The sequence below is a fragment of the Hymenobacter sp. YIM 151858-1 genome (genome assembly GCF_025979705.1).
GTDB lineage: Bacteria > Bacteroidota > Bacteroidia > Cytophagales > Hymenobacteraceae > Solirubrum.
Genome location: NZ_CP110136.1, coordinates 2,469,526 through 2,495,172 on the forward strand (window position 1 = coordinate 2,469,526; position 25,647 = coordinate 2,495,172).

Annotated in this window: 26 protein-coding genes and 1 pseudogene; 11 read left to right on the plus strand and 16 right to left on the minus strand. The window is 62.2% G+C overall.

Features of this window, described 5'->3' with window-relative positions:
• Positions 1 to 40: 40 nt before the first annotated feature.
• Genes OIS50_RS10975 through OIS50_RS10985 form a run of 3 tightly spaced genes read right to left on the minus strand, consistent with a single transcriptional unit; the run spans position 41 to position 1,642 of the window.
• Positions 41 to 697 carry a hypothetical protein gene (locus tag OIS50_RS10975; protein ID WP_264690688.1) on the minus strand — a complete coding sequence of 219 codons (657 nt, stop codon included), beginning with the start codon at positions 695 to 697 and terminating at the stop codon, positions 41 to 43.
• A 17-nt stretch (positions 698 to 714) separates the two neighbouring features.
• Complete coding sequence (locus tag OIS50_RS10980; RefSeq protein ID WP_264690689.1) at positions 715 to 1,422, minus strand: hypothetical protein; 708 nt, start codon at positions 1,420 to 1,422, stop codon at positions 715 to 717.
• 58 nt (positions 1,423 to 1,480) lie between these two features.
• On the minus strand, positions 1,481 to 1,642 hold the full coding sequence (locus OIS50_RS10985; RefSeq protein ID WP_264690690.1) for a hypothetical protein: 162 nt from the start codon (positions 1,640 to 1,642) through the stop codon (positions 1,481 to 1,483).
• An 88-nt stretch (positions 1,643 to 1,730) separates the two neighbouring features.
• On the opposite strand from OIS50_RS10985, the gene ade reads away from it, so the two are divergent.
• Positions 1,731 to 3,404 carry an adenine deaminase gene (gene ade / locus OIS50_RS10990; RefSeq protein ID WP_264690691.1) on the plus strand — a complete coding sequence of 558 codons (1,674 nt, stop codon included), beginning with the start codon at positions 1,731 to 1,733 and terminating at the stop codon, positions 3,402 to 3,404.
• 90 nt (positions 3,405 to 3,494) lie between these two features.
• On the opposite strand, the gene OIS50_RS10995 is transcribed toward ade, so the two are convergent.
• Both OIS50_RS10995 and OIS50_RS11000 read right to left on the minus strand, forming a co-directional pair.
• Entirely contained in the window at positions 3,495 to 3,911 is a 417-nt protein-coding gene (locus tag OIS50_RS10995) for a response regulator (RefSeq protein WP_264690692.1), read from the minus strand.
• A gap of 74 nt (positions 3,912 to 3,985) precedes the next feature.
• A pseudogene (locus OIS50_RS11000) lies at positions 3,986 to 4,963 on the minus strand (PLP-dependent cysteine synthase family protein); the annotation flags it as partial.
• Between the two features lie 361 nt (positions 4,964 to 5,324).
• Here OIS50_RS11000 and sucD point away from each other — a divergent pair.
• Positions 5,325 to 6,218 carry a succinate--CoA ligase subunit alpha gene (gene sucD, locus OIS50_RS11005; RefSeq protein WP_264690693.1) on the plus strand — a complete coding sequence of 298 codons (894 nt, stop codon included), beginning with the start codon at positions 5,325 to 5,327 and terminating at the stop codon, positions 6,216 to 6,218.
• 64 nt (positions 6,219 to 6,282) lie between these two features.
• On the opposite strand, the gene OIS50_RS11010 is transcribed toward sucD, so the two are convergent.
• Positions 6,283 to 6,693, minus strand: coding sequence for a contact-dependent growth inhibition system immunity protein (locus OIS50_RS11010; RefSeq protein ID WP_264690694.1), 411 nt, complete (start codon positions 6,691 to 6,693; stop codon positions 6,283 to 6,285).
• A 27-nt stretch (positions 6,694 to 6,720) separates the two neighbouring features.
• The gene (locus OIS50_RS11015; protein ID WP_264690695.1) at positions 6,721 to 7,452 is read right to left on the minus strand and encodes an outer membrane beta-barrel protein; all 732 of its coding nucleotides are present in this window, start codon (positions 7,450 to 7,452) and stop codon (positions 6,721 to 6,723) included.
• A 206-nt stretch (positions 7,453 to 7,658) separates the two neighbouring features.
• On the opposite strand from OIS50_RS11015, the gene OIS50_RS11020 reads away from it, so the two are divergent.
• Positions 7,659 to 8,735 carry a hypothetical protein gene (locus OIS50_RS11020; RefSeq protein WP_264690696.1) on the plus strand — a complete coding sequence of 359 codons (1,077 nt, stop codon included), beginning with the start codon at positions 7,659 to 7,661 and terminating at the stop codon, positions 8,733 to 8,735.
• Between the two features lie 121 nt (positions 8,736 to 8,856).
• Here the strand turns inward: OIS50_RS11020 and OIS50_RS11025 are convergent, their stop codons facing one another.
• From OIS50_RS11025 to radC, 7 genes are all read right to left on the minus strand, one after another.
• On the minus strand, positions 8,857 to 9,717 hold the full coding sequence (locus tag OIS50_RS11025; RefSeq protein WP_264690697.1) for a hypothetical protein: 861 nt from the start codon (positions 9,715 to 9,717) through the stop codon (positions 8,857 to 8,859).
• Positions 9,718 to 9,866: 149 nt separating this feature from the next.
• The gene (gene rny, locus OIS50_RS11030; protein ID WP_264690698.1) at positions 9,867 to 11,531 is read right to left on the minus strand and encodes a ribonuclease Y; all 1,665 of its coding nucleotides are present in this window, start codon (positions 11,529 to 11,531) and stop codon (positions 9,867 to 9,869) included.
• 220 nt (positions 11,532 to 11,751) lie between these two features.
• Positions 11,752 to 12,042, minus strand: coding sequence for a cell division protein ZapA (locus OIS50_RS11035; RefSeq protein ID WP_059067349.1), 291 nt, complete (start codon positions 12,040 to 12,042; stop codon positions 11,752 to 11,754).
• Positions 12,043 to 12,076: 34 nt separating this feature from the next.
• A complete protein-coding gene (locus OIS50_RS11040; RefSeq protein WP_059067347.1) occupies positions 12,077 to 12,373 on the minus strand; it encodes a hypothetical protein in 297 nt (98 codons plus the stop codon).
• Between the two features lie 127 nt (positions 12,374 to 12,500).
• Entirely contained in the window at positions 12,501 to 14,936 is a 2,436-nt protein-coding gene (gene pheT, locus OIS50_RS11045; protein ID WP_264690699.1) for a phenylalanine--tRNA ligase subunit beta, read from the minus strand.
• A 333-nt stretch (positions 14,937 to 15,269) separates the two neighbouring features.
• The gene (locus OIS50_RS11050; protein WP_264690700.1) at positions 15,270 to 15,899 is read right to left on the minus strand and encodes a DUF1684 domain-containing protein; all 630 of its coding nucleotides are present in this window, start codon (positions 15,897 to 15,899) and stop codon (positions 15,270 to 15,272) included.
• 151 nt (positions 15,900 to 16,050) lie between these two features.
• On the minus strand, positions 16,051 to 16,794 hold the full coding sequence (radC, locus tag OIS50_RS11055) for a RadC family protein (protein WP_264690701.1): 744 nt from the start codon (positions 16,792 to 16,794) through the stop codon (positions 16,051 to 16,053).
• Between the two features lie 112 nt (positions 16,795 to 16,906).
• On the opposite strand from radC, the gene OIS50_RS11060 reads away from it, so the two are divergent.
• The 5 genes from OIS50_RS11060 (at position 16,907) to OIS50_RS11080 (ending at position 21,282) form a co-directional block, all read left to right on the plus strand.
• Positions 16,907 to 18,163, plus strand: coding sequence for a metallophosphoesterase (locus OIS50_RS11060; protein ID WP_264690703.1), 1,257 nt, complete (start codon positions 16,907 to 16,909; stop codon positions 18,161 to 18,163).
• Between the two features lie 138 nt (positions 18,164 to 18,301).
• Positions 18,302 to 18,982, plus strand: a complete 681-nt coding sequence (locus OIS50_RS11065; protein ID WP_264690704.1) for a hypothetical protein — start codon at positions 18,302 to 18,304, stop codon at positions 18,980 to 18,982.
• A gap of 124 nt (positions 18,983 to 19,106) precedes the next feature.
• A complete protein-coding gene (locus OIS50_RS11070) occupies positions 19,107 to 19,895 on the plus strand; it encodes a carboxypeptidase-like regulatory domain-containing protein (RefSeq protein WP_264690705.1) in 789 nt (262 codons plus the stop codon).
• Positions 19,896 to 19,970: 75 nt separating this feature from the next.
• Complete coding sequence (gene uvsE / locus OIS50_RS11075; protein ID WP_264690706.1) at positions 19,971 to 20,897, plus strand: UV DNA damage repair endonuclease UvsE; 927 nt, start codon at positions 19,971 to 19,973, stop codon at positions 20,895 to 20,897.
• A gap of 16 nt (positions 20,898 to 20,913) precedes the next feature.
• On the plus strand, positions 20,914 to 21,282 hold the full coding sequence (locus tag OIS50_RS11080; protein ID WP_264690707.1) for a hypothetical protein: 369 nt from the start codon (positions 20,914 to 20,916) through the stop codon (positions 21,280 to 21,282).
• 208 nt (positions 21,283 to 21,490) lie between these two features.
• Here the strand turns inward: OIS50_RS11080 and OIS50_RS11085 are convergent, their stop codons facing one another.
• Both OIS50_RS11085 and OIS50_RS11090 read right to left on the minus strand, forming a co-directional pair.
• Positions 21,491 to 22,810, minus strand: coding sequence for a cystathionine gamma-synthase family protein (locus tag OIS50_RS11085; protein ID WP_264690708.1), 1,320 nt, complete (start codon positions 22,808 to 22,810; stop codon positions 21,491 to 21,493).
• 148 nt (positions 22,811 to 22,958) lie between these two features.
• The gene (locus tag OIS50_RS11090) at positions 22,959 to 23,456 is read right to left on the minus strand and encodes a hypothetical protein (RefSeq protein WP_264690709.1); all 498 of its coding nucleotides are present in this window, start codon (positions 23,454 to 23,456) and stop codon (positions 22,959 to 22,961) included.
• Positions 23,457 to 23,871: 415 nt separating this feature from the next.
• On the opposite strand from OIS50_RS11090, the gene OIS50_RS11095 reads away from it, so the two are divergent.
• From OIS50_RS11095 to OIS50_RS11105, 3 genes are all read left to right on the plus strand, one after another.
• The gene (locus tag OIS50_RS11095) at positions 23,872 to 23,994 is read left to right on the plus strand and encodes a hypothetical protein (RefSeq protein WP_264690710.1); all 123 of its coding nucleotides are present in this window, start codon (positions 23,872 to 23,874) and stop codon (positions 23,992 to 23,994) included.
• A 269-nt stretch (positions 23,995 to 24,263) separates the two neighbouring features.
• Complete coding sequence (locus OIS50_RS11100) at positions 24,264 to 24,554, plus strand: hypothetical protein (protein WP_264690711.1); 291 nt, start codon at positions 24,264 to 24,266, stop codon at positions 24,552 to 24,554.
• Between the two features lie 32 nt (positions 24,555 to 24,586).
• Positions 24,587 to 25,645, plus strand: coding sequence for a sensor histidine kinase (locus OIS50_RS11105; RefSeq protein WP_264690712.1), 1,059 nt, complete (start codon positions 24,587 to 24,589; stop codon positions 25,643 to 25,645).
• The last annotated feature ends 2 nt before the right edge of the window (positions 25,646 to 25,647 follow it).

Here is a 25,647-nt window from a genome sequence, read left to right on the forward strand (position 1 = left end):
ACAACTACCTCTTACGGCAACCAGCGGGCAGCGGCAGTGGTTAGGGCGCGGGCGGCAGCGCCGCAGCACCCGGCTGAGTGGCCATAGCCTTCCAACTCAGGTATATATCCAGGATTTTGCCGATGTGCTCGGGGCCTACGTCAACCTTGGCCAGCTCCTGCGGTAGCGTGGGGTGGTCGTGCAATACCTCGGCCATAGCCTGCCGAAACTCGGTCCGCTTTTTTGGCAATACCCGCACCGAAGCCCCGCCCGGCGTGGCCAGCAGCAGGGTTTCGGGAGCGTCGTAGCGCATTACTACGTAGCCGGCTTTGCGGTAGAGCTGCCGCACAAACGCCTGTTCCACCGTTGCTTTTCGCGCCACAAAATTGCGGGCTACCACAAAGGTATCCTGCCGCACCACGTAGCGCTGCACCTCGCGGGGGTCGTACCAGGTGGGCGTGCGGTTGCGGCGGTCGTCGTTGGCTACGGCAATACTGTCGATGCCCGGCACCAGTTGGGCGTCGTTCCAGCGGCCATCGGCCAACTGAAACCGGCCGCGCACGAACGCCGTGCCCTGGCCATAATACATCGGCATGCCGGGCTGGCCGGGTATGGGCATGCGCGGCGGCGCGTAGCTGGGGAATGCCTGCCCAATGGCGCAGGCCGGCGCGGCACCTAGGGCCAGCGTAAGCCACCAGAAGCGAGCTGCTAATGTCATAACGATATTGCTAATAACTACTTGGCCGCGCCTTCGGGCTGCTGCGCAAAAATGGCGGCCGTGTTGAAGCCTTCGGGCTTGTTGCGGAGGTAGGCCTCCAGAATGGCGCGGGTGTGTGTCGCGTCGAGCTGGCCGCTCTGCAGCTGCTGGCTGAGCACGGGGTGGTCGGCCACCACGGCTTGCATGGCCTGCTGAAACTCTTTGCGCTGGGTGGGCAGGGCCAGGGCTTTCTGGTTGGGGAAGCGCAGCACCGGCACCATGCCCGCGCTGCTGGCAAACTCGAACAGCTCGACCTGCGGGCGGCGCCACGTGCGGCGGCCCAGCACGGTGGTAGGCGGCACCGGCTCTTTGGCTTTGCCGCTCGGCGGAAACTGCACGCTGTGTACCACCGCAAAGGTATCGGTGCCGATAACGGCCTGGCGCAGCTCGCCCAGGCTGTAGCGCTGCTCGCTCTTGCCGGCCTCAGCCTGCAGCACGTTGTTGGTTAGCAGCAGCTTGGCGGGCTGCCAGGTAGCGGCATCGGCCTCGAGCTGGTAGCTGCCTTTGCCTTTGCGCGCAAACTGGGTATCGGCGGTGGCCAGCATGGTTACGTTGACGGCCGTGCGCACCAGGCCCACAATCAGGGCTGCCTGCGCCGAGACGGCTGTTTGAACACCTAGGAAAAGCGCTGCGGCGCACAGGCTGCGCAGGGCCGCGCGGCGGCCGCGCGGGTAAACGTGGGGCATAGAACGAGGAAAAGAAGAAGTGGAGCGAGTTGCGGGCGGCCCTGGGTGCCGGGCGCGGCTAGTGGCTTTCGCAGGGGCAGGGCGTTTTGCCGCCGCGGGCTTTGCGCTTAAACGAAGCGGTTTTTTTCTGCTGCGGCGTCATGCGGGCGCAGCTCGTAAGCAACGGCGTAGCCGTGGCCAGGGTAAGCGCCGAGAGCAGCAGGGTTAAGGTCTTTCTCACCAGTCAATCGGTTTTTAAACAAAGATAACCTTCTTTGTTGGGTGGCTCGGCCACTCTTTGTCCTGCAAGTTGTTTCTGCTTTTTGCCTATGTCCGCTGATTTTGCGCTGCGCGCCAACGTTGTCGATATCCATAACAAAACCACCCGCCCAGGCACCATTCGGGTGGCCGGCGGCCGCATCGAGCGGATTGAGCACGATACCCCCGGCACCGCGCCCGACCCGGCCCTGCCCTATGCCCTGCCCGGCTTCGTGGATGCGCACGTGCACGTAGAAAGCTCCTTGCTGGTGCCCGCCGAGTTTGCCCGCCTGGCGGTGGTGCACGGCACGGTGGCCACCGTGTCCGATCCGCACGAAATTGGCAACGTGCTGGGCGTGGCCGGCGTGGAGTTTATGCTCGATAACGCCCGCCAGTCGCCGTTTCACTTCTGCTTCGGGGCGCCCTCGTGCGTGCCGGCTACCGCGTTCGAAACGGCCGGGGCTGTCATCACCGCCGACGACATCGAAGCGCTGTTTCAGCGGCCCGAAATCGGCTACCTGGCCGAAATGATGAACTGGCCCGGCGTGCTGCACCACGATGCCGACGTGATGCGCAAAATTGCCCTGGCCCAGCAGTACGGCCGCCCCGTAGATGGCCACGCCCCCGGCCTGCGCGGCGACGACGCCCGCCGCTACGCCGCCGCCGGCATGAGCACCGACCACGAGTGCTTTACGGCCGAAGAGGCCTTGGATAAGCTGGCGTGCGGCATGCACATTCTGATTCGGGAAGGTTCGGCGGCCCGCAACTTCGATGCGCTGGTGGATTTGCTGCACGAGCATTCGGCCCGCATCATGTTCTGCTCCGACGACAAGCACCCCGACTCCCTGGTGCTCAACCACATCGACGAGCTGGTGCGCCGCGCCGTGGCCCGCGGCATCGAGGTATGGAAGGTGCTGCAGGCCGCTTGCCTGAACCCCGTGCAGCACTACCGCCTCACCGACCTAGGTCAGCTGCGCGAAGGCGACGCGGCCGACTTTATCGTGGTGGATAACCTGCAGGATTTCCGCGTTCAGCAAACTTACCTGCGCGGCGCGCTGGTGGCCGAACAGGGCCGCGCGCTTTTGCCGCCCGGCCGCAACGGCGCGCCCAACAACTTTGTGGCCCGCCCCGTGCAGCCCGCCGATTTTGCCCTAGGTGCCCCCGATGCCACGGCCGCCGGGGCAGCCCGGGTGCGGGCCATCCGGTGCTACGACGGGCAGCTGATTACCGCCGCCGACCCCGCCAGCGTGCCCGTGCTAGCCGGCCTGCTCGTGCCCGATGTTGCCAACGATGTGCTGAAGCTGACGGTAGTAAACCGCTACCAGCCCGATGCCCGGCCCGCCGTGGCGTTCATCCGCGGGTTTGGCTTGCAGCGCGGCGCCCTGGCCAGCAGCGTCGGCCACGATTCGCACAACATCACGGCCGTGGGCTGCTCCGACGAGGCCCTGGCCCGCGCCGTGAACCTGGTAATCGAGGCCAAAGGCGGCCTGGCTGCCGTGGGCGACAACGGCGAGGAGTTGCTGCTGCCGCTGCCCGTGGCCGGGCTGATGTCGGATGGCGAAGGGTACGCCGTGGCCGAGGCCTATACCGCCGTCGACCAATTGGCCAAGCACCTTGGCAGCCCGCTGCGCGCCCCGTTCATGACGTTGTCGTTCATGGCCCTGCTGGTAATTCCGGCTCTGAAGTTGAGCGACAAAGGTTTGTTCGACGGCGAGAAGTTCGAATTTGTACCCGTGCTGATGTAGCGCTTTGCTGCGCCGCCGCAACAACAGAAAGGCCGCCGGAACAGCTGTTCCGGCGGCCTTTCTGTTGAAAAAACAAAAGCTCGATAAAGCTTAGTTCACCATCTCGAAGCGCTTCTCCAGCAGCATGCGCATCTTCTCTTCGGTGAGCGGCTTGGCCAGGTACTCTACGCCTTCGTACTGCGCCACCCGCGAGGTATCGGCCGAGTGCATGGAGGTGGTTAGCACCGCCATTACGGTTTTTTCGCGCACTTCGGCGGGCAACTGGCTGTACTGGTTCAGGAACTCGAAGCCGTCCATGCCGGGCATTTTCAGGTCCACGAAAACCAGCTCCGGCTTTGCCTCGCCGGCTGCCGCGCCTTTGCCCCAGAGTTGGCTGAAAGCTTGCTCGGCGTTGGTAAACAACAAAATGTTCTCGGCCAGATCGAGCCGCTGCAACAGCCGGTTGTTCAGAAAACTGGTGGTTTCGTTATCATCGATAAGCACCACCTGATTGAGCTTGCGTGACATTGCGTAGGCCTGAAATAGTTGGAACAATAACCGGCCACGCCTTGCAGTCGGGTATGCTAAAGATACTGAAATTAATCGAGCCAGCCTTGCTCGCGCATCCAGTCGTCGTTGTAAATCTTGCCTAGGTAACGCGTGCCGTGGTCGGGCAGCACAATCACCATCGTGTCTTCGGGCTTCAGGTTTTCCTTGGCGTACTCGAGGGCACCGTGCACGGCCGAGCCGCACGACCAACCCACGAACAGGCCTTCTTCCTTGGCCAGGCGGCGCGTCATCACGGCGGCTTCTTTATCGCCTACCTTGATGAACAGGTCGATCAGGTCGAAGTCCACGTTTTTGGGCAGAATGTCTTCGCCGATGCCTTCCGTTTTGTAGGCGTAAATCTCGTTTTCGTCGAAAATGCCCGTTTCCTTGTACTTCTTGAACACCGAGCCGTAGGTATCGAGGCCGATGCTCACGAGGTTGGGGTTCTGCTCTTTCAGGTACTTGGTAGTACCGCACATGGTGCCGCCCGTGCCCACGCCGCAGGCGTAGTGCGTGATTTTGCCCTCGGTTTGGGCCCACAGCTCGGGCCCGGTGGTTTCGTAGTGCGCGGCCGAGTTCGAGAGGTTGTCGTACTGGTTCGGGTAGAACGAGTTCGGGATTTCGGCGTTCAGCTTGCGGGCTACCGAGTAGTACGAGCGGGGGTCGTCGGGGGCCACGTTGGTGGGGCACACGATTACCTCGGCGCCTACGGCCTTCAGGATGTCCTGCTTTTCCTTGCTTTGCTTGTCCGACATCGTGAAGATGCACTTGTAGCCCTTGGCAATGGCGGCCAGCGCCAGGCCCATGCCGGTATTGCCCGAAGTGCCCTCGATGATGGTGCCGCCGGGTTTCAGCAGGCCCGCTTTCTCGGCATCCTCGATCATGCGCAGGGCCATGCGGTCCTTCACCGAGTTGCCCGGGTTGAAGTACTCAACCTTAGCCAGGATGGTACCGGGAATGCCTTCGGTTACTTTATTTAGCTTCACCAAGGGCGTGTTGCCGATGGCTTCAACGATGTTATTTAGGTACATGCGTGGGAGATTGGGAAAGCGCAAAGGTACGGTTTTGCCCTTGCAGCCGAACTATTGACAAGCAGCCCCGGCCATCGGGTTATCGCCTGCCAATCGGTTGCTAACAACGCCGCGCCGCCGTTCGTGCCCGCAGGCTGCAATTAGCGCCTCGCGGCTTTGCCTGGGGCATGCGTTGGGCCAGGGTTGCTCCCCGCCCAACCCACTCCCCTGCCCGTGCCTGCCGCAGCCCGCGCTACCTAGGGGCCGCCGCGCGCCCCGGCGGTCGGTTGCCAGCCTTGCCTCAGCCGCCGAAAAGGCTACCTTTGCGCACGGCTCGCCGTAGGCGGGTTTTTCCACTGATTTATCTTCACTCCATTCCCACATGAGCGTACTGGTCAATAAGGACTCGAAAGTGATTGTGCAGGGTTTCACGGGCTCCGAAGGCTCGTTCCATGCCCAGCAGATGATGGACTACGGCACCAACGTCGTGGGTGGCGTAACGCCCGGCAAAGGCGGCCAAACCCACCTCGGCAAGCCCGTATTCAACACCGTAGCCGACGCCGTACAAGCAACCGGCGCCGACACGACCATCATTTTCGTGCCCCCGGCATTTGCCGCCGACGCCATCATGGAGGCTGCCGACGCTGGCATTAAAGTTATCGTAACCATCACCGAAGGCATCCCGACCAAGGACATGATTGCGGTGAAGGAGTACCTGAAAAACCGCGAGGGCCTGCGCATGATCGGCCCGAACTGCCCCGGCGTAATGACCGCCGGCGAGTGCAAAGTGGGCATCATGCCCGGCTTTATCTTCTCGAAAGGCCGCGTAGGTATCGTGTCGAAATCGGGCACCCTGACCTACGAAGCCGTTGACCAGCTGACCAAAGCCGGCCTGGGCCAAACCACGGCCATCGGCATCGGCGGCGACCCCATCATCGGCACCACCACCAAGGAAGCCGTTGAGCTGCTCATGAACGACCCCGAAACCGAGGGCATCGTAATGATCGGCGAAATCGGCGGCGGCATGGAAGCCGAAGCGGCTCGCTGGATTAAAGAAACCGGCAACAAAAAGCCCGTGGTAGGCTTTATAGCCGGCCAAACCGCACCTCCCGGCCGCCGCATGGGCCACGCTGGTGCCATCGTCGGCGGCGCCGACGACACGGCTGCTGCTAAAATGGCCATCATGCGCGAGTGCGGCATCCACGTAGTAGACTCGCCCGCCGAAATCGGCGAAACGATGCTGCGCGTGCTGCAAGGCGACAAGGTAACGGCGTAATTGCCCTAGGTTCTGAAAACAAAAAGCCCCGGCCTATACAGGTCGGGGCTTTTTGTTTTTGGTCTCAGCCTAGTTGTTTACCTACTCGCAAAAACTTAGTTGTGTCAATAGCTAGCTCCACTAGTAAATCAGAATTCTGGCTGACTAGCTTGCATAGTACCGACCATTGACTCTGATTCCTAAACCAATACTGCTCATCTATCTTCAGAACGGTTTCCAGCAGATTGCCAGGGCCATAGTCTGTTTCAACAGCGACGTCCTGCTCTAGTAGTTCTAAAACCAGCGGCACCAGATAAGGGAGGCTTATTCCTTGCCTGATAAGGAGGCGGAGGTCTTCGGCACGTAGTTGCTCTAAGGGCATTTTGCGTAGCGCAACAACCCTATTAGTTAGATTACTTCCGCAAGACGAAGCGCCCCAAACCTCCTTTTCTAAGTTATCAAGAGACTTATTGCGCCAATTGCGCTCCAGCTTCATAAAAGTGCGTCTGCGAGCTTTAAGAACTTAATCCCCTCGTCCGTCTCCGCCCACGTTGATAATCAGCCCGAGGCTGAACACCGAATTACCAGCCGTGAGGTACTTGCGGTTTTTCAGGCCGAAGTTCCAGCCGCTCATGGTCTGAAACTTGAGCGGGCCGACGAGGCCGATGCGGGTGTAGGTAACAGGCTCGAAGAAAATGTTGTCCTCGCCGGGAATGAGCTGCCCGTTCAGGCGCAGCTCGGGGGTGTTCATGTAGCTCAGGCGCAGGGCGGCCCCGTACCGGAACGGCCACGTGCGACCTAGGAACTCGAACTCCTCGCGGTCTTTCTTGGTGTAGTTCACCTGCGCGAAGTACTTCTCAAGCCGGGCTTCCACGGTTTCTGTTACTTCGCCGGCGCGGGTACGCTCGGTGCGCTTGCCTTTGCCGTAGCCGGCGCCTGCGTACACCTCCAGAATGCGGCTTTTATCAGCCCCGAAGCGGGTGTAGTAGCCCGCGCCCACTTCGCCAAAATCCTGGTCGTAAACTTTGCGCTTGCCGTTGGTGTGCAGAAACGAGCCCGAGGCGATGATGCCCACGTGCTCACCGGCCGCATAGGCGCCTTGGGCCGTAACGTTGGCTTTCCAGTTGGTATGCAAGCCCCCGCTGAACTCGCCCTTTTGCGTGAGCATAGGCGCGGCGGCGGGCGGCGGAAAATAAACAGAGGCACAGCTACTCAGCAGCGGCAGGCCCAACAGCAACAGTCGACGTACGGCCACAGCAAAAGGCATTGGTTTGGGCTAGCACAACGTAGCAAAGGCGGTTTCGTTGTGCAGCAGCGCACAAATTTGGCCAGGGCAAGCGCTGGCCCGGCCTCCGCAAAAGTAAAAGTAAGCCCGGCACTGCCGCCCGGCCCCGGCTTGGCGCTAACTTACGGCCGAGCTGCCACGCAGCTGTGCATTGCTACACCGCCGCTATCCTTCGTATGAACTCGTCGTTTACGCCTGCTTCCGCGGGGCGCTGCCTGCTGGGCGCGCTCGTGTTGCTGCTGGGCTGCCAAAAAGACCCCGTTATTGAAATAAAAGAGGTGCCCGAGCGCCGGAGCTGGACGGAAGTACGCAACCTGCGCGGGCTCGAACGCACCATCCTGAACATGGCCGGCGACGGGCGCCAGCTGTTGCTGCAGCAGCCGTTTTACTTTACCAAGCTGCGCAGCCAGGGGCCCGGCGGCGCCACGGTACACGCCGCGGGCCTGCCCTCCGATGTGGGCGTGCGCCTGGCGCTGGCGCCGGCGTTTTTTGCCTACCCCGCCCACGACTCGCTGCTGGTGGTGGCCACCACGGCGGCCCCGCTCAACCCGGCCGGTTTTGTGCGCCTGCGCCGGCTCGATGCCACGGCCGTGCGCTTTGCCACGCGCTACATCACCCCGTTCAAAACCACGGCCATCAGCAGCGCCAACCAAGTGCTCATTGCCTACGACAACAACGACCCGGCGCGGCCCATTACCTTCGTGCTGGCCACCGTCAGTCCGGCCACCAGCGTGGTGCAGCGGGCGCAGGTGGTGCGCATCCCCGTCGATCGGAGCGCGGGCCTGCCTTACGTGCGCCATTTGGCTGCCCTCGACGATTATTTCGTGGCCGACCTAGGCGACGGCGGCCTCTACCGCATCGGGGCCGACGGGCAGTTCCGGCGGGTGTGGGGCCCCTCGCCGCTTACCGACGCGTTTTACACCTACGGCGGCACGGCCTATGCCCACGCCGAATGGGGGCGCCTGCTTACCTCCGCCGATAAAGGCCTTACCTGGCGGGAATACACCGGCGTGCCGGCCATTTTCGATCAGTCGCGCTTTTACTTTGTGGGCGACAGTCTGGTGGGCAGCCAATTCGACCAGCTGTACACGCTGCACTGGCAAGGGCCGAACTACCGCATCCGCCCCCTGAAGGCCGATGGGCTTGAGCGCGCCAGCGTTACGGGCATGGCCGTGCTGCGCGATTCGGTGTACGTGGCCACCACCACCGGCTTGTTTGCCCGGCCCTTGGCCCAATTCTTCGAGAAGAAGTAACCCCAGCCCTAGGTGCTGGCTCCCTCGTGGCATCGGGGCACCCTAGGTAGCGTGGCCCGGGTTGGCAAGCGGAGCCTGGGTCGCCTGCTCCAACACATGCCCAGCGCGTATTCCTACAATGCTACGGCTTCCGAAAAAAGTAATGCGGCTGCAGCACCAAGCCAACATGGGCCTGCGCCCATTGCCCGTGGCGGCTGCGCTCGGTCTGGTACGGAATGCGGTAGCCCCCGTCGGCAGATTCGGCCTTGCCGGATTGGGGCTGCGCACCACCCAGGCCAACCTGCAGCCGCATAGCCGGCCAGCGCGTACACTGCGCACTGGCCTGCACCGAAAAGCTGTGCCAGTACGTGCGCGGCACGGCATACCCCGTAGGCCCTTGCCCGCTGGCAGCGCCCGAGGGCTGATAGTAAAAAGTGGTTGCCTCGAACTGCGCATAGCGCACCCAGCTCAGGCGGTATGCGGCGCCTAGGTTAAACTGCACGGCTCCTTCGGAAACAGGCACCACAACGGCATAGGCCTGCGCGTAGTAGCGGCTGAAGCGCGCATCCACGCGCCGGTACTCATCGGCCTGCCCACCCGCCATCGAAAAGGATAAGTCGGGCACGAACTCCTGGTAGGCGCTTTCGCCTTGCCCGTAGCCGGCCAGCAGGCCCACGGTGTAAGCCTGCTTTAGCGTGATGTAGCTGCCGAGGCCGGCCTCCCATTGCTGCTGCCGGCGCTCGTTGTTGCGCCTAGGCCTGATTTCGGCGGGCCCAAACAGGCTTTTGCTGGCAGTAGCCGTGAGCAGCAGGTGCGGCACGGGTATGCCGGTGGCCGAGGCGTAAGCCGATTGGTTCTGATCGATGCCCGCTGTTATTTCTGCTTGCCGCGCCTGGGTTACCATCGGCACGGTTGGCTGCAGCGGGTAGTAAACCGATTGGTTGCAGGCGCTTAGCAGAGTCGTAACACCTAGGAAGACTAAAACTGCAGGTAGCGCACGCATCTGTTTCGGGATAGATAACTCGGGGTAATACCGCTCAATATAGGTAGGCCTGACTGGTATAGGTGCCTAATTGGCCCACGGTAGAAAAAGAAACCGCCGCCCGATCTTTCGATCCGGCGGCGGTTTGGTTTAGCAGCGTTTCAGCTCGGCTACTTCGCGTAGGCCACGGCGCGCATCTCGCGGATAACCGTCACCTTAATCTGGCCGGGGTACTGCATTTCCTTCTCGATTTTCTGTGAAATCTCGCTGGAAAGCTCCTGGGCGCGGTCGTCGGTTACGTTGTCGGCATCCACGATTACGCGCAGCTCGCGGCCCGCCTGAATGGCGTAGCACTGGTTCACGCCTTTGAAAGCGTGGGCCGTTTCTTCGAGCTGCTTGAGGCGTTTGATGTAGCTCTCCATCATTTCGCGGCGGGCGCCGGGGCGCGAGCCGCTGATGGCGTCGCAGGCCTGCACGATGGGCGAAATGAGCGCGGTCATCTCGATTTCGTCGTGGTGGGCGCCGATGGCGTTTACCACGTCGGGGTGCTCCTTGTACTTCTTGGCCAGCTCCATGCCCAGGATGGCGTGGGGCAGCTCGGGCTCCTCGGTGCTTACCTTGCCAATGTCGTGCAGCAGGCCGGCGCGCTTAGCGTGCTTCACGTTCAGGCCCAGCTCGGCGGCCATGGTGGCGCACAGGTTGGCTACTTCGCGCGAGTGCTGCAGCAGGTTTTGGCCGTACGACGAGCGGAAGCGCATGCGACCCACCATCTTAATCAGCTCGGGGTGCAAGCCGTGGATGCCGAGGTCGACGATGGTACGCTCGCCGATTTCGACGATTTCCTCCTCGATGTTCTTGCGCGTTTTGGCCACAATCTCCTCGATGCGGGCCGGGTGAATGCGGCCGTCTTTCACGAGCAAGTGCAGCGAGAGGCGGGCAATTTCGCGGCGTACCGGGTCGAAGCCCGAGATGATGATGGCCTCGGGCGTATCGTCAACGATGATTTCGACGCCGGTAGCGGCTTCCAGGGCGCGGATGTTACGGCCTTCGCGGCCGATAATCTTGCCCTTCACGTCGTCCGACTCGATGTTGAAAACCGACACGCAGTTCTCGATGGCGTGCTCGGCAGCGGTGCGCTGAATAGTTTCCAGCACCACCTTTTTGGCATCTTTGGTAGCCGTGAGGCGGGCTTGCGCCACGGTGTCTTTGATGTACGACGAAGCCTGAATCTGGGCCTCGTTCTTCAGCGACTCCACGAGCTGCTCGCGGGCTTCGGCAGCCGTGAGGCCGGCAATGGCCTCCAGCTGGCGCTGCAACTGGTGGCGCTGCTCGTCTACCTCGTCCTGGTCTTGGCGCAGCTGATCCACGAGCTGCTCGTGGGCAGCGCGGCGCTTTTCTTCCTGAGCTTCAAGGCGCTCCTGCTGGCGCTGGGCGTCGTTCTGTACTTTCTCGCGCAGCGTATCGAGCTCTTTTTCCTTGCGCTGCACTTGCTCCAGCTGGCGCTGGGTAGCCTGGGTAAGCTGCTTGATGCTGGCTTCCTGCTGCACCACTACTTCGCGGCGCTGCGAAAGGTCTTGTTCGGCCTCTTGGCGGAGGCGACGCAGCTCCTGCTCAGACTCGTTCCGAATCTGGCGGGCTTTGTCTTTGGCCTGCTGAATGCGCTCTTCGCGCACACGGTTGGCTTTGGCTTCGGCCTCTTGCAAGAGCTCCTGCGCGCGGGCTTGCGCCTGCGCTTCGGCATCTTGCCTAGCCTTGCCAGCCATCTGCCGGCCGATGAAGAAGCCCACAACCAGGGCTACTACGGCTGCCAGCACGATGTATATTATTTCGGGCATGGTATGGTGATGTTGGGGAGGGTGATACAAACACCATAGCCTGCGCAAAGCGTTCTGCCGCAACGGCAGCGAGCGGCCGGGCCGTCTGCCCCAGGCCGTGAGCGGTATTACGTAATCAGTAGTTGGTAGCAAGTAATCGGACGCCCACCAGCGGGGCTAACAGTTATGTCCGATTTCCTAATACCCAATACCTGGTACAGCATACCAAGTACCAGTGCCATCAGGCAAGTACCACCGAGGCCAGCAGCTGATCGAGGCGGGAGAGGCGCTCGGTCAGGGCTGCATCGGTACCGTCCTTTTCCTTCACGGCCTTCATGCGGTCGGCCAGTGTGGTAAGCGCAATCATGGCCAGCAGGTCCTGCTTGTCCTGAATGCCGTATTGCTCCCGAAATTCCTTAATCCGTTCGTTGAGCATGCGCCCGGCTAAGCGTAGGCGCTCCTCTTCCTGCGGCGTTACCCGAAGGGGGTAGTCGCGGTCGGCAATGCGGATTTTGATGGATAGTTCGGTCACAGTCGCGGGTGCTTGGGGTGGGTCGGCTAGGTGGTTACTCCCTCAAATAGGCAAGGCACTTATCTAGTTCGCGGATGTATTCGTTGAGACGTTGTTTTAGCTCGGTTGCGGTAGCCGGTTCGCCAGCTATGGTGTTAGCAAGTTTAACAATATTTTCCTGGTTCTGGTGCTCGCGCAGCTGCTTGTCCCGGTCGCGCAGCTCGGCCTGGAGCTGCTGAATGGTGGTATGGGCATCGGCCAGTTCTTCGCGCACTTGCTGATAGGCAGCCACTAAAGTGGTTACCTGCCGTTCCAATCGGTCGAGTTGGGCAAGCTGCTGCGAGGAGGCCATCGGGTTTGATTTTCGTTATTGGTTTTTCGTTTTTCGGGTGGGTTTTTCAAAGATTTAAATCCAACCTACCCATGCGGGCTTTCGCATCGGGCGAATAACGAGCAACGAATAACGAAAAACCAACGCACTATTTGCGAATTACCGCTCCGGCCTGCTGCTCAAACTGCGTCATGAGCTTTTGCATCACCTGATCGATGGCCTGATCGGTGAGCGTCCGCTCGGGGTCTTGCAGCAGGAAGCTTAGCGAGTACGACTTCTTGCCGGCCCCTAGGTTTTCGCCCTGGTACACGTCGAACACGTTCACCTCGCGCAGCAGCTTCTTTTCGGCTTTGGTGGCAATCTGGCGCAGTTGCTCGAACGTCACGCCTAGGTCGACTACCAGCGACAGGTCGCGGCGGACTTCGGGGAACTTGGGCAGTTCCTGCACCGTGAGGGCCCCGCGGTATTTCTTGGTCAGCCAGGCCCAGTCGAGCTCGGCGTACCACACGGGCTGGCTCACGTCCATCTGCTTCAGCACCTTGGGCGATACGCTGCCTAGGTGCACCACGGGCTGGTTGTGCAGCAGCAGCGTGAGGCCGCCGTTGAGGTACGGGTGCTGCACGGGCTGCTGGCCCGGCTGCGCGTGGCCCAGGCTGCGCAGCACCTGCAGCACGGCGCCGCCTAGGTGGTGGAAGGCAGTTTTGGCATCGGGCTGCTGCCAGCTTTCGGCTTGCACGTTGCCCGTGAGGTAGATACCCAGCGTGGGACGCTCCTTGTAGCTGCCGTCGGGCTGGCGGTGGTAGCTGCGGCCGAACTCGTACAGCTTCAGGTCGCGCTGGCGGCGGTTTACGTTGTGGCGCACAATCTCGAGGCCGGTGTGCAGCAGCGTGGGGCGCATCACGTCGAGGTCTGCCGAGTTGTAGTTGAGCACGCGCACCAGGTTGGCATCGGGCTGCTCCGCGGTTTCGAAGTAGCGCGAGTTGGTGAGCGAGTTCGTCACAATTTCAGAATACCCTTGGCCGCTGAGCAGCTGCGACACGTCGCGGCGGAGCAGCTCGGTATCGGGCTGCGGGAAGCTGGCCAAGTAATCGGCGGCGTTGTGGGTGCGCAGCGGCACGTGGTCGAAGCCGTAGATGCGCAGGATTTCCTCCACCACGTCGGCTTCGCGGGTAACATCCACGCGGTACGGCGGCACCGACAAAATCCACTCGGGTCCGCCCGGCACGTCGTTTTCCTCCACAATCAGGATATCCAGATCGGTGAGAATCTGGCGAATGCGGTCGGGCGCGATGTAGTGGCCGATGAGCTTCTCGACGCGCGGCAGCAGCAGGCGCACCGGCGTGTGCTCAATGTGTTTGGGGTACTCATCTACCACGGGCGAAGCCACGCGGGCACCGGCCACCTCTTGCAGTAGCAGGGCCGCCCGCTTAAGCGCCAGCGGCACCATGTGCGGATCAGTACCGCGCTCAAAACGGAACGACGCGTCGGTTTTGAGTTGGTGGTTTTGAGCGGTTTTACGCGCTACGGCCGGGTTGAAATAGGCGCTTTCGAGGAATACGCGGGTGGTACCCTCGGTAACGCCCGAGCTTTTACCACCGAATACGCCGGCTAGCGCCAGCGCACGGCCTTCGGCATCAGCAATAACCAGGTCTTCGGCTTTCAGTGTGCGCTCAATGCCATCGAGGGTAGCAAACTGCTCGCCAGCGGCGGCGCGGCGCACCCGAATGCCGTTGCCGCCTATTTGGTCGGCATCGAACGCGTGCAGGGGCTGGCCCAGCTCGTGCAGCACGTAGTTGGTTACATCGACGACATTGTTGATGGGCGACAGGCCAATGCTGCGCAGGCGGCGCTGCATCCACTCGGGCGAGGGGCCTACTTGCACGCCTTCGAGCAGCAAGCCGGCGTAGCGCGGGCAAGCGTCGGCGTCTTCAATCTGCACCGAAATGGCCGTGCCGTTGGCCTGCGCCGGCGCGTGGAACTGCGTTACATCGGGCAGCTGCACGGGTTGGCGCAGCAGGGCGCGCAAATCGCGGGCTACGCCGAAGTGCGAGGCGGCATCGGCGCGGTTTGGCGTCAGGCCAATTTCCAGCACGTGGTCGGAGCCCAGGCCGAAGTACTGGGCAGCCGGCGTGCCGTTGGGCAGGTCGGTATCGAGCACCATAATGCCGGCGTGCGACGTGCCCAGACCGATTTCGTCCTCGGCGCAAATCATGCCTTCCGAGGCCGCCCCGCGGATTTTCGACTTCTTGATTTTAAAAGGCTCACCGCTGGTGGGGTGCAGCACGGCACCCTCCAAAGCTACCACCACGCGCTGGCCGGCGGCCACGTTGGGCGCACCGCACACAATGTTGCGCGGCGTAGCGTCGCCCACGTCCACGGTGGTAATGCTGAGCTTATCGGCGTCGGGGTGCTTCTGGCAGGTGAGCACCGTGCCCAGCACTACGCCCTGCAAACCGCCCGGCACGCTTTCCAGCTCCTCCAGGCCCTCAACTTCGAGGCCCGTGCTGGTGAGCAGCGCCGAAATCTCGGCCGGCGTTTTATCGGTGGGAAACAGGGTGCGGAGCCAGTCGAGGGAAATCTTCATAATGGGTCAGTTGGCTGCGGCCTAGGTAGCCCTGGGCCGTTTGGGCTGAAGCAGCAAAGGTAAACGCTGCCGCTCGATGTAGCGCGGCCGCAGCGCGAAGTAGCGCGGACTTTGTAGTCCGCGTCCTGGGATAGTATTCTTAATCGTTGCCGGTAGCGCAGTGTAGCGCGGGCTTTAGCCCGCGTTGGCGTGAACGAGTGGTGCCGCGCGATGCTGACCTGATGCCAGCCGTTCTGGCAAACGCGGGCTAAAGCCCGCGCTACATTCCTAGGTCAGATTTTACTATCCGGGGACGCGGACTACAAAGTCCGCGCCACAGCGCGCTACTGCGTGCTACAGCTCTTTGTAGGTCTTCTCCCCTACCGGCACCTCAATGCCCAGCCAGTTCTCTTTGGGCGGCATGGGGCACGAGGCTACGTTGTCGCCGTAGGCGCAGTACGGGTTGTAGGTGCGGTTGAAATCGAGCACTACCTGCTTGTCGTTTTCGCCGGGCATGTCTACATCGAGGTAACGGCCGGCGCCGTAGGTGGTGCGGCCGTTGGTTTTGTCGGTGAAGGGCACGAACAGCGTGGGGTCGGTTTTGCTGGCGCGCTTGAGCAGCGTGAGGGTTTGGGGTTGGCCGGCAACCTCAAAGGTGGCGCGGGCAAAGCGGGTGTATTTGTCGGCGCCGCCTTCGGTTAGCTGCAGGCTGATGGTGTCGCCTTCGGGCAGGCGCTCGAGCTTGGCCACCAGGCGCCACTCGCGGTTGGGCAGGTAGTAGTGCAAGCTGTCGAACTTCTCGTGCAGCTCCTCGGGCAGCGGCGAGTCGCTGTGGCTGCGGAACTTCTCGTTTTTCTGCTTGCGCTCCTGCTTCAGCTTAAACGCGTATTGGTCGTCGCTGAGTACCAGGTCGGAAAAGATGTACCCGAGCACGATGAGCAAACCGAGACCTAGGAAAATTTTGGGCGCTGAAATTTTAGCCATACCGCAAAGCTAGACCACGGATTGACACGGAGCGGACGGATTGCGCGGATTTTTGGCCGACCCGGCTTCGCACACAGCCGAAACCCCAGGTGCCCCAACGGGCCCTAGGTGCCTGGGGCAAGCGAGGCACCCAGGGCCCGTTGGGTTGGGCTCACAGAATGCCCTCGTCGGCGAAGCTGTAGTAGCCGCGGTCGGTGTAGATGAGGTGGTCGAGCACGGGCAAATCCAGAAACTTGCCGGCCTCCTTGAGTTTTTTCGTCAGGGCGATGTCGGCGGCGGAAGGCTGGCGGTTGCCGCTGGGGTGGTTGTGCACCAGAATAATGCTGCTGGCCAGCTGCTCCAGGGCGTGCTTAAAGATCATCTTGGGGTCGGCCACGGTGCCGGCCACACCCCCGCTGCTAATCTTCTCTTGCCGCATTACCACGTTGGCGCGGTTCAGCAGAATCACCCAGAACTCCTCGTGCGGCAAGTCCTGCAGGCTGGGCCGCACCAGGTTGTAGATGTCGGTGGAGCAGGTAATGGTGGTACGCTCGGCGGCGGCGGTTTCTTTGCGGCGGCGGCCCAGCTCCATGGCTGCCACAATGGTTATGGCTTTGGCCTCGCCAATGCCTTTGTGGCGCATCAGCTCCTTCACCGAAAGGCGGGCCAGCTGGTTTAAATCGTTGCCGGTAGCGGCCAGCACCAGTTTGGCTACATCCACGGCCGAGAGCTTGGCCGTGCCCGAGCCCAGCAAAATGGCCATTAGCTCGGCATCGGAGAGGGCGGCGCGGCCTTTCAGCAGCAGCTTTTCGCGGGGGCGGTCTTCTTCGGCCCAGCTTTTTATGCTGAAGCTGGCCGGGGCCTGGTAGCTGCCCGGCAGGCTTTCGTCTTCTGTCGCGTTGTCAATCGAATCCATACGGCACCACTATTGTTGAAGGGCGGAGTAAAGTAAAATTTCAACTTGTCCGTCTTACGTACAAACGCGCGGCTGCAACCAAACGGCCGCCGCGCAGTTTGTTAGCCTCGATATGTCTCGTCTGTTTTCATCTTTCTTTTTTCTGGCGCTGCTGGTAGTGGCCGAGTGGTACGGCTCGCAGGCCATTCGCACCCTGGTGCAGCATTATTCGCCCAACACCCGGCGCGTGGTTACGGCAGCTTACTGGCTGGTTACCATTGGCCTGTGGGTGGCGGGCGTATGGGCCATGAGCACCCGGCACATGGGCAGCAGCGCCTTCAAATCGTACATCGGCGGCTTGCTACTGGCGTTTGTGGTGGCCAAACTGATTGTACTGCTGTTTTTGCTGCCCGAGGACATCGTGCGCCTGGGCCGCTGGGTAGCGCGGCTGTTTGCCCGCTCCGATGCTGGTGGTGCCGCGGCCACCGGCACGCCCATTACGCGCAGCGAGTTCCTGAGCAAAATGGCTTTGCTGACGGCGGGCATCCCGTTTGTAGCATTGATTTACGGCATGGTGCGCGGCGCTACCGATTACCGCGTGAAGCGCGTAACGCTGCGCTTCCCCAACCTGCCCGCCTCGTTCGACGGCTTTAAAATGGTGCAGATTTCCGACCTGCACACCGGCTCCTTTCAATCGAAAGAGCCGCTGCGCCGGGCCGTAGCGCTGATTAACCAGCAGCAGGCCGACCTGGTAGTAATGACCGGCGACCTGGTAAACAACTTCGCCCACGAGGTGGAGGAGCACATCGACACGCTGGCCGGCATTACCTCGGGCGTGGCCAAGCTCTCGGTGCTTGGCAACCACGACTACTCCGACTACGTGAACTGGGAACCCCTGGGCGGCGCCGAGGCCAAGGCCGCCAACCTGGCCCGCATCAAAGAAAACCACGCCAAAATAGGCTGGCGCCTGCTGCTCGACGAAACCCACCACATTGAGCGCAACGGCGAGCGAATTGCCATTTTGGGCGTGCAGAACTGGGGGCAGCGCGGCTTTGCCAAGTACGGCAACCTGGCCAAAACCCACGCCGCATCGGGCGAAGTGCCGTTTAAAATCCTGCTCTCGCACGACCCCTCGCACTGGGAGGCGCAGGTGCTGGAGTACAACGACATCGACCTGACGCTCTCGGGCCACACCCACGGCATGCAGTTCGGCGTGAACCTGCCGCACCTCAAGTGGAGCCCCGTGCAGTACGTGTACCGGCAGTGGGCGGGCCTGTACGAGCGCGGCAAGCAGCTGCTGTACGTAAACACTGGGCTGGGCTTTATCGGCTACCCCGGCCGGGTGGGTTTTTTGCCCGAAATAACGGTGTTTGAGTTGCGCCGGGCCTAGCCTGCCCGCGCCAAACTCAACGCCCTAGGTAACGCAAGCTGGGCAGCAGCGTATAAGCCGCTGTGCACGGTGCCTTGGCCGCTCCTGCCGGAGCGCACCTAGGCGCTGTGCCTTTCCAAACTCTTGACTTACCCGAATATGAAAAAGACCCTCATGCTATTGGCCTGCGCAGGTGCGCTGACCATGGCCTCGTGTAGCAGCGACAACAACGCCGACTCGGCCGCTACCACCACCGAAACCACCACGACCACCGAAACCTCGGCTACCGGCGACGCTTCGGCCGCCATGGGTGGCTACTCCGACGCCGACTACAACAGCCGCGCCGACCGGATTTCGCAGGACCTGGCTACCAACATGAAGCTCGACGATGCCACCCGCCAGAAGGTGCGCACCGTGTACTACAACCGCTCGAAGCGCCTGGGTGAGCTGCACAACAAGTACGCCACCGACACCACCGGCATGGCCGCCGAAATGAACCGCGTGTACTCCGACACCGACACCGAGCTGAAGGGCATCTTCACGGAGCCCGAGATGTACGCCACCTACGAGTCGAACCGCGACATGTACCTCGAGGACCGCTACATGACCACCGACAACACCTCGATGGCCAGCGGCAGCGACATGAACGCCGAAAACGCTTCGGGTTCGGCTTCGATGTCGGGCTCGACGAAAACCAAAGAAGGCGACGTGAAAGTGAAAATTCAGCGCGACGGCGACGTGAAGATTAAAGACGCTGCCGACAACAAAACCAAGCTCGACGGCGACGACGGCACCCTGAAGCACAAGCCCGAAGAAGGCCAAAAGGTAAAAATGGAATAGCCAGTTGGCTTAATTCCGGATTTCGCAAAAAAGCCTGCACCGTTGCCAACGGTGCAGGCTTTTTTTAACTCATTGGCCCGAGGCTTGAATACATTGCAGGCCGAATGGTTGTTTGCAGCCTTGCATGGAAGTTTCGTTGGTATTCTGTTATCGGTTGATTGCGCGGCGGTGGCTGGGCCTGTTGGTGGCGCTGCTGTGCCTGGGGGGCGCCATGCCGGCGGCTGCCCAAACGCAGGTGCGCGTTACCGGCTCCATCGCCGATAAAGACACCCGCCAAGATATTCCGGGCGCGGCCGTCATCAACCAGCGCACCCGCCGCGGCGTGGTAGCCGATGAGCAAGGCAACTTCAACCTGGTAGCGCAACCCACCGACACGCTTGAGTTTCGGGCCATCGGCTACGCCTCGTACCGCCTGCCCCTAGGTGGCACGGGCCTCTCGCAGCTGATTGTGCAGATAAAGCTGCAGCGCACCAGCGTGCAGCTCACGGGCGTAACCATTCGCGAAGGCCGCCCCGACGATGCCACCATCAACAAAGCCCTGCGCAATATTCGGCGGCCTACGCCCCCGCCCAACGCGGTAAAGCGCGCCCCCCGGCCCAAGCCCCTGTTCCCCGTCGACTCCACGGCACCTAGGGCGCCGGTGCCCACGCTGGCCAGCCCCATCAGCTTTCTCTACGACCAGTTTTCGCGCGAAGGCGAGCAACGCCGCAAGATGGAGGAAATACAGACCCAGAAGCAGTACAACGACGAGCTGGCCCGGCGCCGCGCCTACAACCGCCTGTTCCGCGTGAACAAGGGCTACGAGGTAGACGGCGACTCCACGTACGTGCCTATTTCGGTGCCGCGCACTTTGCCGGCTTTGCCCACGCAACCCATGCAGCCGCCTGCCGGCAGTCTGGCCCCCAAGCGGTAGGCCAATGTAGCGCCGGGTGCCACGCAGCGCACCTTCCGACCTAACCCCACGGGCGGCTGTGGCGTAAGCCTAGGTATGAGAATTGGCTATCCTTGCGTAAACGAGTCGCTGGACTGTACGTCCACCTCTACCTTTCGGCTGGCATCGTACTCCGCCGAGCGGCTGGAGCAGGCGGTGGCCAACAACCTGGCCTGCTTGCAGCGCATTCTGGAGTACAACGTGCAGCACGACCTGCGCTTTTTCCGCATCGGCTCGGGCATTGTGCCGTTCGGCTCGCACCCTGTTAATACCTACCCCTGGCAGCAGCGCTTTGCGGCCGAGTTTCGGGCCATCGGCGACTACATCAAGCAGCACGACATGCGGGTTTCGTTTCACCCCGATCAGTTTGTGGTGCTGAACTCGCCCGACGCCGGCATTGTGGAGCGCAGCGTGGCCGAGCTGGTGTACCAGGGCTCGATGCTCGATTTGATGGGCCTCGACGGCAAAGCCAAGCTGCAGATACACGCCGGCGGCGTGTACGGCGACAAAGAATCGGCGCTGAAACGCTGGATTACCACCTACAAAGAATTGCTGCCCGAAGCCGTGAAGGTGCGCTTGGTGGTCGAAAACGACGACCGCCTCTACAGCCTGCAGGAGTGCCTGCGCCTCTACGACGCGGTGGGCGTGCCGGTGCTGTTCGACAACTTCCACCACGAGTGCCTGAGCAGCGGCGAGCCCATGCCCATGGCCCTGCAGCTGGCCGCCGCCACCTGGCACCCCGAGCAGGATGGCCCCCTGATGATTGATTATAGCTCGCAGGCGCCGGGCGAGCGAAAAGGCAAGCACGTGAACAGCATCGAGGAAGACCTGTTCCGGGCTTTCGTGGATGATCTGCGTGGCATCGACGCCGACATCATGCTCGAAATCAAAGACAAAGAAGCCAGTGCCCACAAGGCCTGCGCCATTTTGCGCGACGTGGGCCGCCTTACGGCACCGCGTACTTCCTCAGCCACTTCGTACTAAGCTATACCCGCAAAACATGCAACTACCCCAATCCGACCAAAACGCCGACCTGCTCGCCGATACCATTCATGCCCTGCAAAGCGGCCTCACGGCCGTGCCCCTGAGCGAAGCCATGACCAACACCGAGGCCTGGCAGCAGCAGTTTTTGCAAAGCGGCCAGCCCGAGCTGCAAAACATTGCCCGCGAAATCGGCAACCTGCAATCCATCCTCAGCAGCGGCCAGCTCGATGGCCCGGCCATTGGCCGCTCCCTGGGTATGTTGGGCGCGCAGGTAACCGAGATTATGCCCAATGCCCCCGAAGAGCGCAAAGTGGGCCTCTCGCAGCTGAGCACCTTGCTGCTGCGCTTGGGCGGTGAGCTGGAAGCCGACAACAACGGGCGCTAATCCTCCGCCAAGCCAGGCCGCTACGCCGCCAACGCACGGCATCTGTTGCACCAAGACCCAAACGCCCAGTAAAGCCAGAACGTCATTCCGAGCGAAGCCGAGGAATCTCGCGTGTTTAAGCCGATAGTAATGTCTATCTGGCGTCAGCACGCGAGATTCCTCGGCTTCGCTCGGAATGACGTTCTTTTTTGGGTTCGTTCGGGTTTCGTTAAATCACTGCGTCGTAGGCCTTGGGGGCAGCTACGGCTACCGGCTCGGCCGCGTCGCCGAAGGCCTGGGCCAGGTCGGCGATGATGTCGGCCGGGTCCTCAACGCCGATGCTCAGGCGTACCATGCCTTCGGTGATGCCCATTTCGCGCTGCAGCTCGGGCGTGATGTCGGAGTGCGTCATGGTGGCGGGGTGCTCGGCCAGGCTTTCGGTGCCGCCCAGGCTCACGGCCAGCTTAATGAGCTGCAGGCGGTTGAGGAAGCGGAACGCCTCGGCCTCGCCGCCGGCAATGTCGAACGAAATCATGGAGCCCGGCGAAAGGCACTGGCGGCGGTAAATGTCCTGCTGGGCGGGATTATCGTCGAGGTGCCCCAGGTAGTAGGTGCGCGTTACCTGCGGGTGCTGCAGCAGCCAATCGGCCACCGTGCGCGCCGATTGGGCGGCGCGCTCCATGCGCAGCTTCAGGGTTTCGAGGCTGCGCATCAGCATCCAGCCGGTATTCGGGTCGCACATGGTGCCCATAAAAGTGCGCATGGCCCGCACTTCCTTCATCAGGGCTTTGGAACCTAGGGCGGCGCCGGCAATCAGATCGGAGTGGCCGCCCAGAAACTTGGTGGCCGAGTACAGCACCAGATCGGCGCCGTGGCGCAGCGGGTGCTGAAACACCGGCCCCAGAAAGGTATTATCGACCACCACGCGGCAAGGGCGCTCGGCAGTGCCCGCCAGCTTGGCCGCGGCCACGCAGGCATCCAGGTCGACGAGGTGGTTGGTGGGGTTGGCGGGCGTCTCCACGTACAGCACGGCCAGCTTTTCACCTAGGGCGGCGGCGCGGGCCTGCAGCTCGGCGGCCGGCAAGGTGGGCGAAAAGCCCTCGGCCGTGATGCCAAAGCGCGGCAGCACGTTTTTCAGGAAGAAATCGGTGCCGCCGTACACGGGCTCGGAGTGCAGCACCACGTCGCCGGGTTTCAGCAGGGCCAGCAGCGAGGTGCTGATGGCGGCCATGCCCGAGGCAAACGAAGCGGCATCCTCGGCGCCGTCCCACAGGGTGAGGCGGTCTTCCAGGATTTCGAGCGAGGGGTTGTTAAGGCGCGAGTAAATCAGGCCCATTTCCTCTTCGGGCGCGGGCTGGCGCAGGCCGTAGGCCAGCTCGAAAAAGGCTTTGCCTTCTTCGGCGTTCTTGAACACGAACGTGGAGGTCTGGAAGATGGGGCACTTAATGGCGCCCTCGCTCCATTCGGGCCGAAAGCCGTAGCTCATCATCAGGCTTTCGGGCTTTAGCGGGCGGCCGTTCAGCTCGGCCTGTTTGCGCAATTCTTTCATGGGTGGGAGGAATGTGGGTGGGAGGCAACGAAGGTAGAAATTTGCCCCGGCCCGCCCTACTCCGCCCTAGGTGGCCGCAAGCCCCCAAACGCAAAGGAGCCCGCACCAGTGGTGCGGGCTCCGGCTGAAACGGCCTTGCGGCGCGGCGCTACATGCGCGAGCCCGAGGTGCTGGAGGTAGAGCGGCTGCGGGTGCTCTTGGTTTTGGTGCGGGTGCCTTTCTGCGAGCTGTTGGCGCGGCCCTGGCCGCGCACCGTGCCGTTGGTAGTGGAGCCCTGGCCCATCGAGCCCGAAGTGGTGCCGCTGGTAGAGCCGCTGGTGGTGCCCATGGTGCCCGAGCCCGAAGTAGAGCCGCTGGTGCTCATGGTGGTGCTGCCGCTGGTGGTACCGGAGGTGGTGCCGTAAGTAGTGCCCGAGGTGGTACCCGACGTAGTGCCGGTAGTACCGCCCGTGGTGCCCGATGTGGTGGTGCCCATGGTAGATGAGCCCGAGGTGCTACCGCTGGTGCTCATGGTAGTGGAGCCGCTGGTAGAGCCCGATGTGCTGCCGCCGGTAGTGCCACCCGAAGTAGTGCCGCCAGCGGTTGTTTGGGCTTGTGCTGCAAAGCCTGCGGCGAACATAGCCGCCAGTACAATTACCTTTTTCATAACGAGGTGCTCTGGTTGGTGATGGTTAGAAACCGGGTGGTTATCCACATACCGGAATGCGCGCTTACGCAGACTTAACCGTGCCGGGTTATTGTTGAGCGAGGCTCCGGCTGCTATTTCCGTGCTTGTGCGGAAGCCCGGCTCCGTACTTATTTCCCTGGGCTAAGTAGCCCACCGCAGCAGCCCCAAGCACCCACGCGCCCGAAACCCGCCTCCGACCAAGCGGCGCTACCGTGCGAAGCATGGTAAGCGAGTAACCGGTTTAGCATCAGCCAGAAAGACGAAAACCAGGTTTGGATCGTCAGACACCTCGCCGGCATAATCCGGCGGCGGAAGCAGGCTGCCGGGGCTAGGTTTAAGTACTCAATCCGAGGCCGGCACCAGCAACCGGCCCTACAGCCCTACCCCCACGCCCATGCGCAACTTCCGCTACTATCTCGCTTTTGCTTTGCTGCTGATGCTTGCCTTCGCGGTGCGCGTGCATGCGGCTCCCGGGCCCGCCGCCCCGGTTGCGCCCGGCCCGGCTTTGCATACCTGATTCTGCCTACGGCCTGTGGCTGCCGCGCCCCACCTGCATGCAGGTGGGGCGCGGGCGTTTAGGGGCCAGCCCTAGGTGCGCGGGGCTGCTGGGGGTGGCGGCACCTAGGGCTCGTCGGGGGCGGAAGCCGCTGTTCGTCCCATTTTCCGGGGCTTTCGTCACTTTTTGTTTCGGGGCCGGCGCAGGCGCCCTAACCTTGCTCCGCGTTCGGGCAACGCCCTGTACCACCTAGGGCACTGGCCCGCCAAACCCACACAACCTCAACTGCCATGAACACTTTTGCAAACTCCTGCCTGGTGGCCGAAAGGGTTTCGGGCGGGCTGCTGTTGGCGGCGGCCCTGGTGCTGGCGGGGCTGGCCCGCGCCCCCACGCCGCCGGCACCACGCACCCCTGCCCCACCCTCGCACACGCCGGTGCACACGCTTCAGTTCAGGCAACCCAGGCTTAGGCCCGATGTGCGGCTGGCCGCCCGTTGGGTGGCCGAGCTGCGGCATCACCACGGCTGCCCGCCCTGCACCATAGCCTGCTTAAGCGCGTCACTTTCCCTACTACTAACCTAACGGCCTGCCCCAAACGCGGCCATTCTTTGCCTGTGAAATACCTCAACGCTTTCTGGCTTCCGGCCTACGCAACCATTACTTCCGAAACCCGCAGCGTCGTCCGCGACGCTGTTATTGGCTTGGTTTTGTGGGCCATGGGCTCGCTGCTGCTGTTTGCCGGCGAAGGCGGCGGCGAGCTGGTGTTGTACTGGAGCTTCCTGTCGCTTTCGGGAGTGCTGCTGTACTCGCTTTTCGGCCACAAAATCATTCCGGTTTGCCTGCACCGCAAGCGGCCGTTTTGGGCCTACGTGCTGCGCGCGGCCCTTACGCTGGTGCTCACGGCCGTGCCCGTTGGCCTGCTGGTGGGCATCGTGCGCAACGACCCCGAAGCCGGCGCGGGCTACGTTGCCTTACACGTGCCTTTTCAGCTGCTGATTACCACCCCGCTGGCGTGGCTGGTGTACCAGCGGCGCACCCGCGGGCAGCGGGCCCTGGAGGGACTGCAGCAGGAGCTCGGGCAGTCCAACGCCTCGCTCGATTTGCTGCGGGCGCAAATCAACCCGCATTTCCTGTTCAACGCCCTCAACACGCTCTACGGCACGGCCTTGCAGGAGCAAAGCGAGCGTACCGCGCAGGGCATTCAGATGCTGGGCGACATGATGCGGTTTATGCTGCACGAAAACCACCAGTCGCGCATTCTGCTGGCGCGCGAAATCGAGTACCTGCGCAACTACATCGAGCTGCAGTCGTTGCGCATTGCGGCCTCGCCCAACATCACCCTCGAAACCAGCATCGAAGAGGTGCCCGAAGCCGCCTGGATTGCGCCCATGCTGCTGATTCCGTTTGTCGAAAACGCCTTTAAGCACGGCATCAGCCTGCAGCGCCGCTCCTGGATTAAAACCACGCTGCATTACGCCAACGGCAAGCTGTATTTTGATGTGTACAACAGCACGCACCCCCGCGCCGAGCCCGAGCAGCTGGCCGCCGAGGAGTCGGGCCTGGGCCTCAGCAACGTGCAGCAGCGCCTGGCGCTGCTGTACCCCAAACGCCACGAGCTGATAATTCGCGAAACCAGCAGCGAGTTTTTCGTGCATCTTACGCTTCAGCTGTAAGC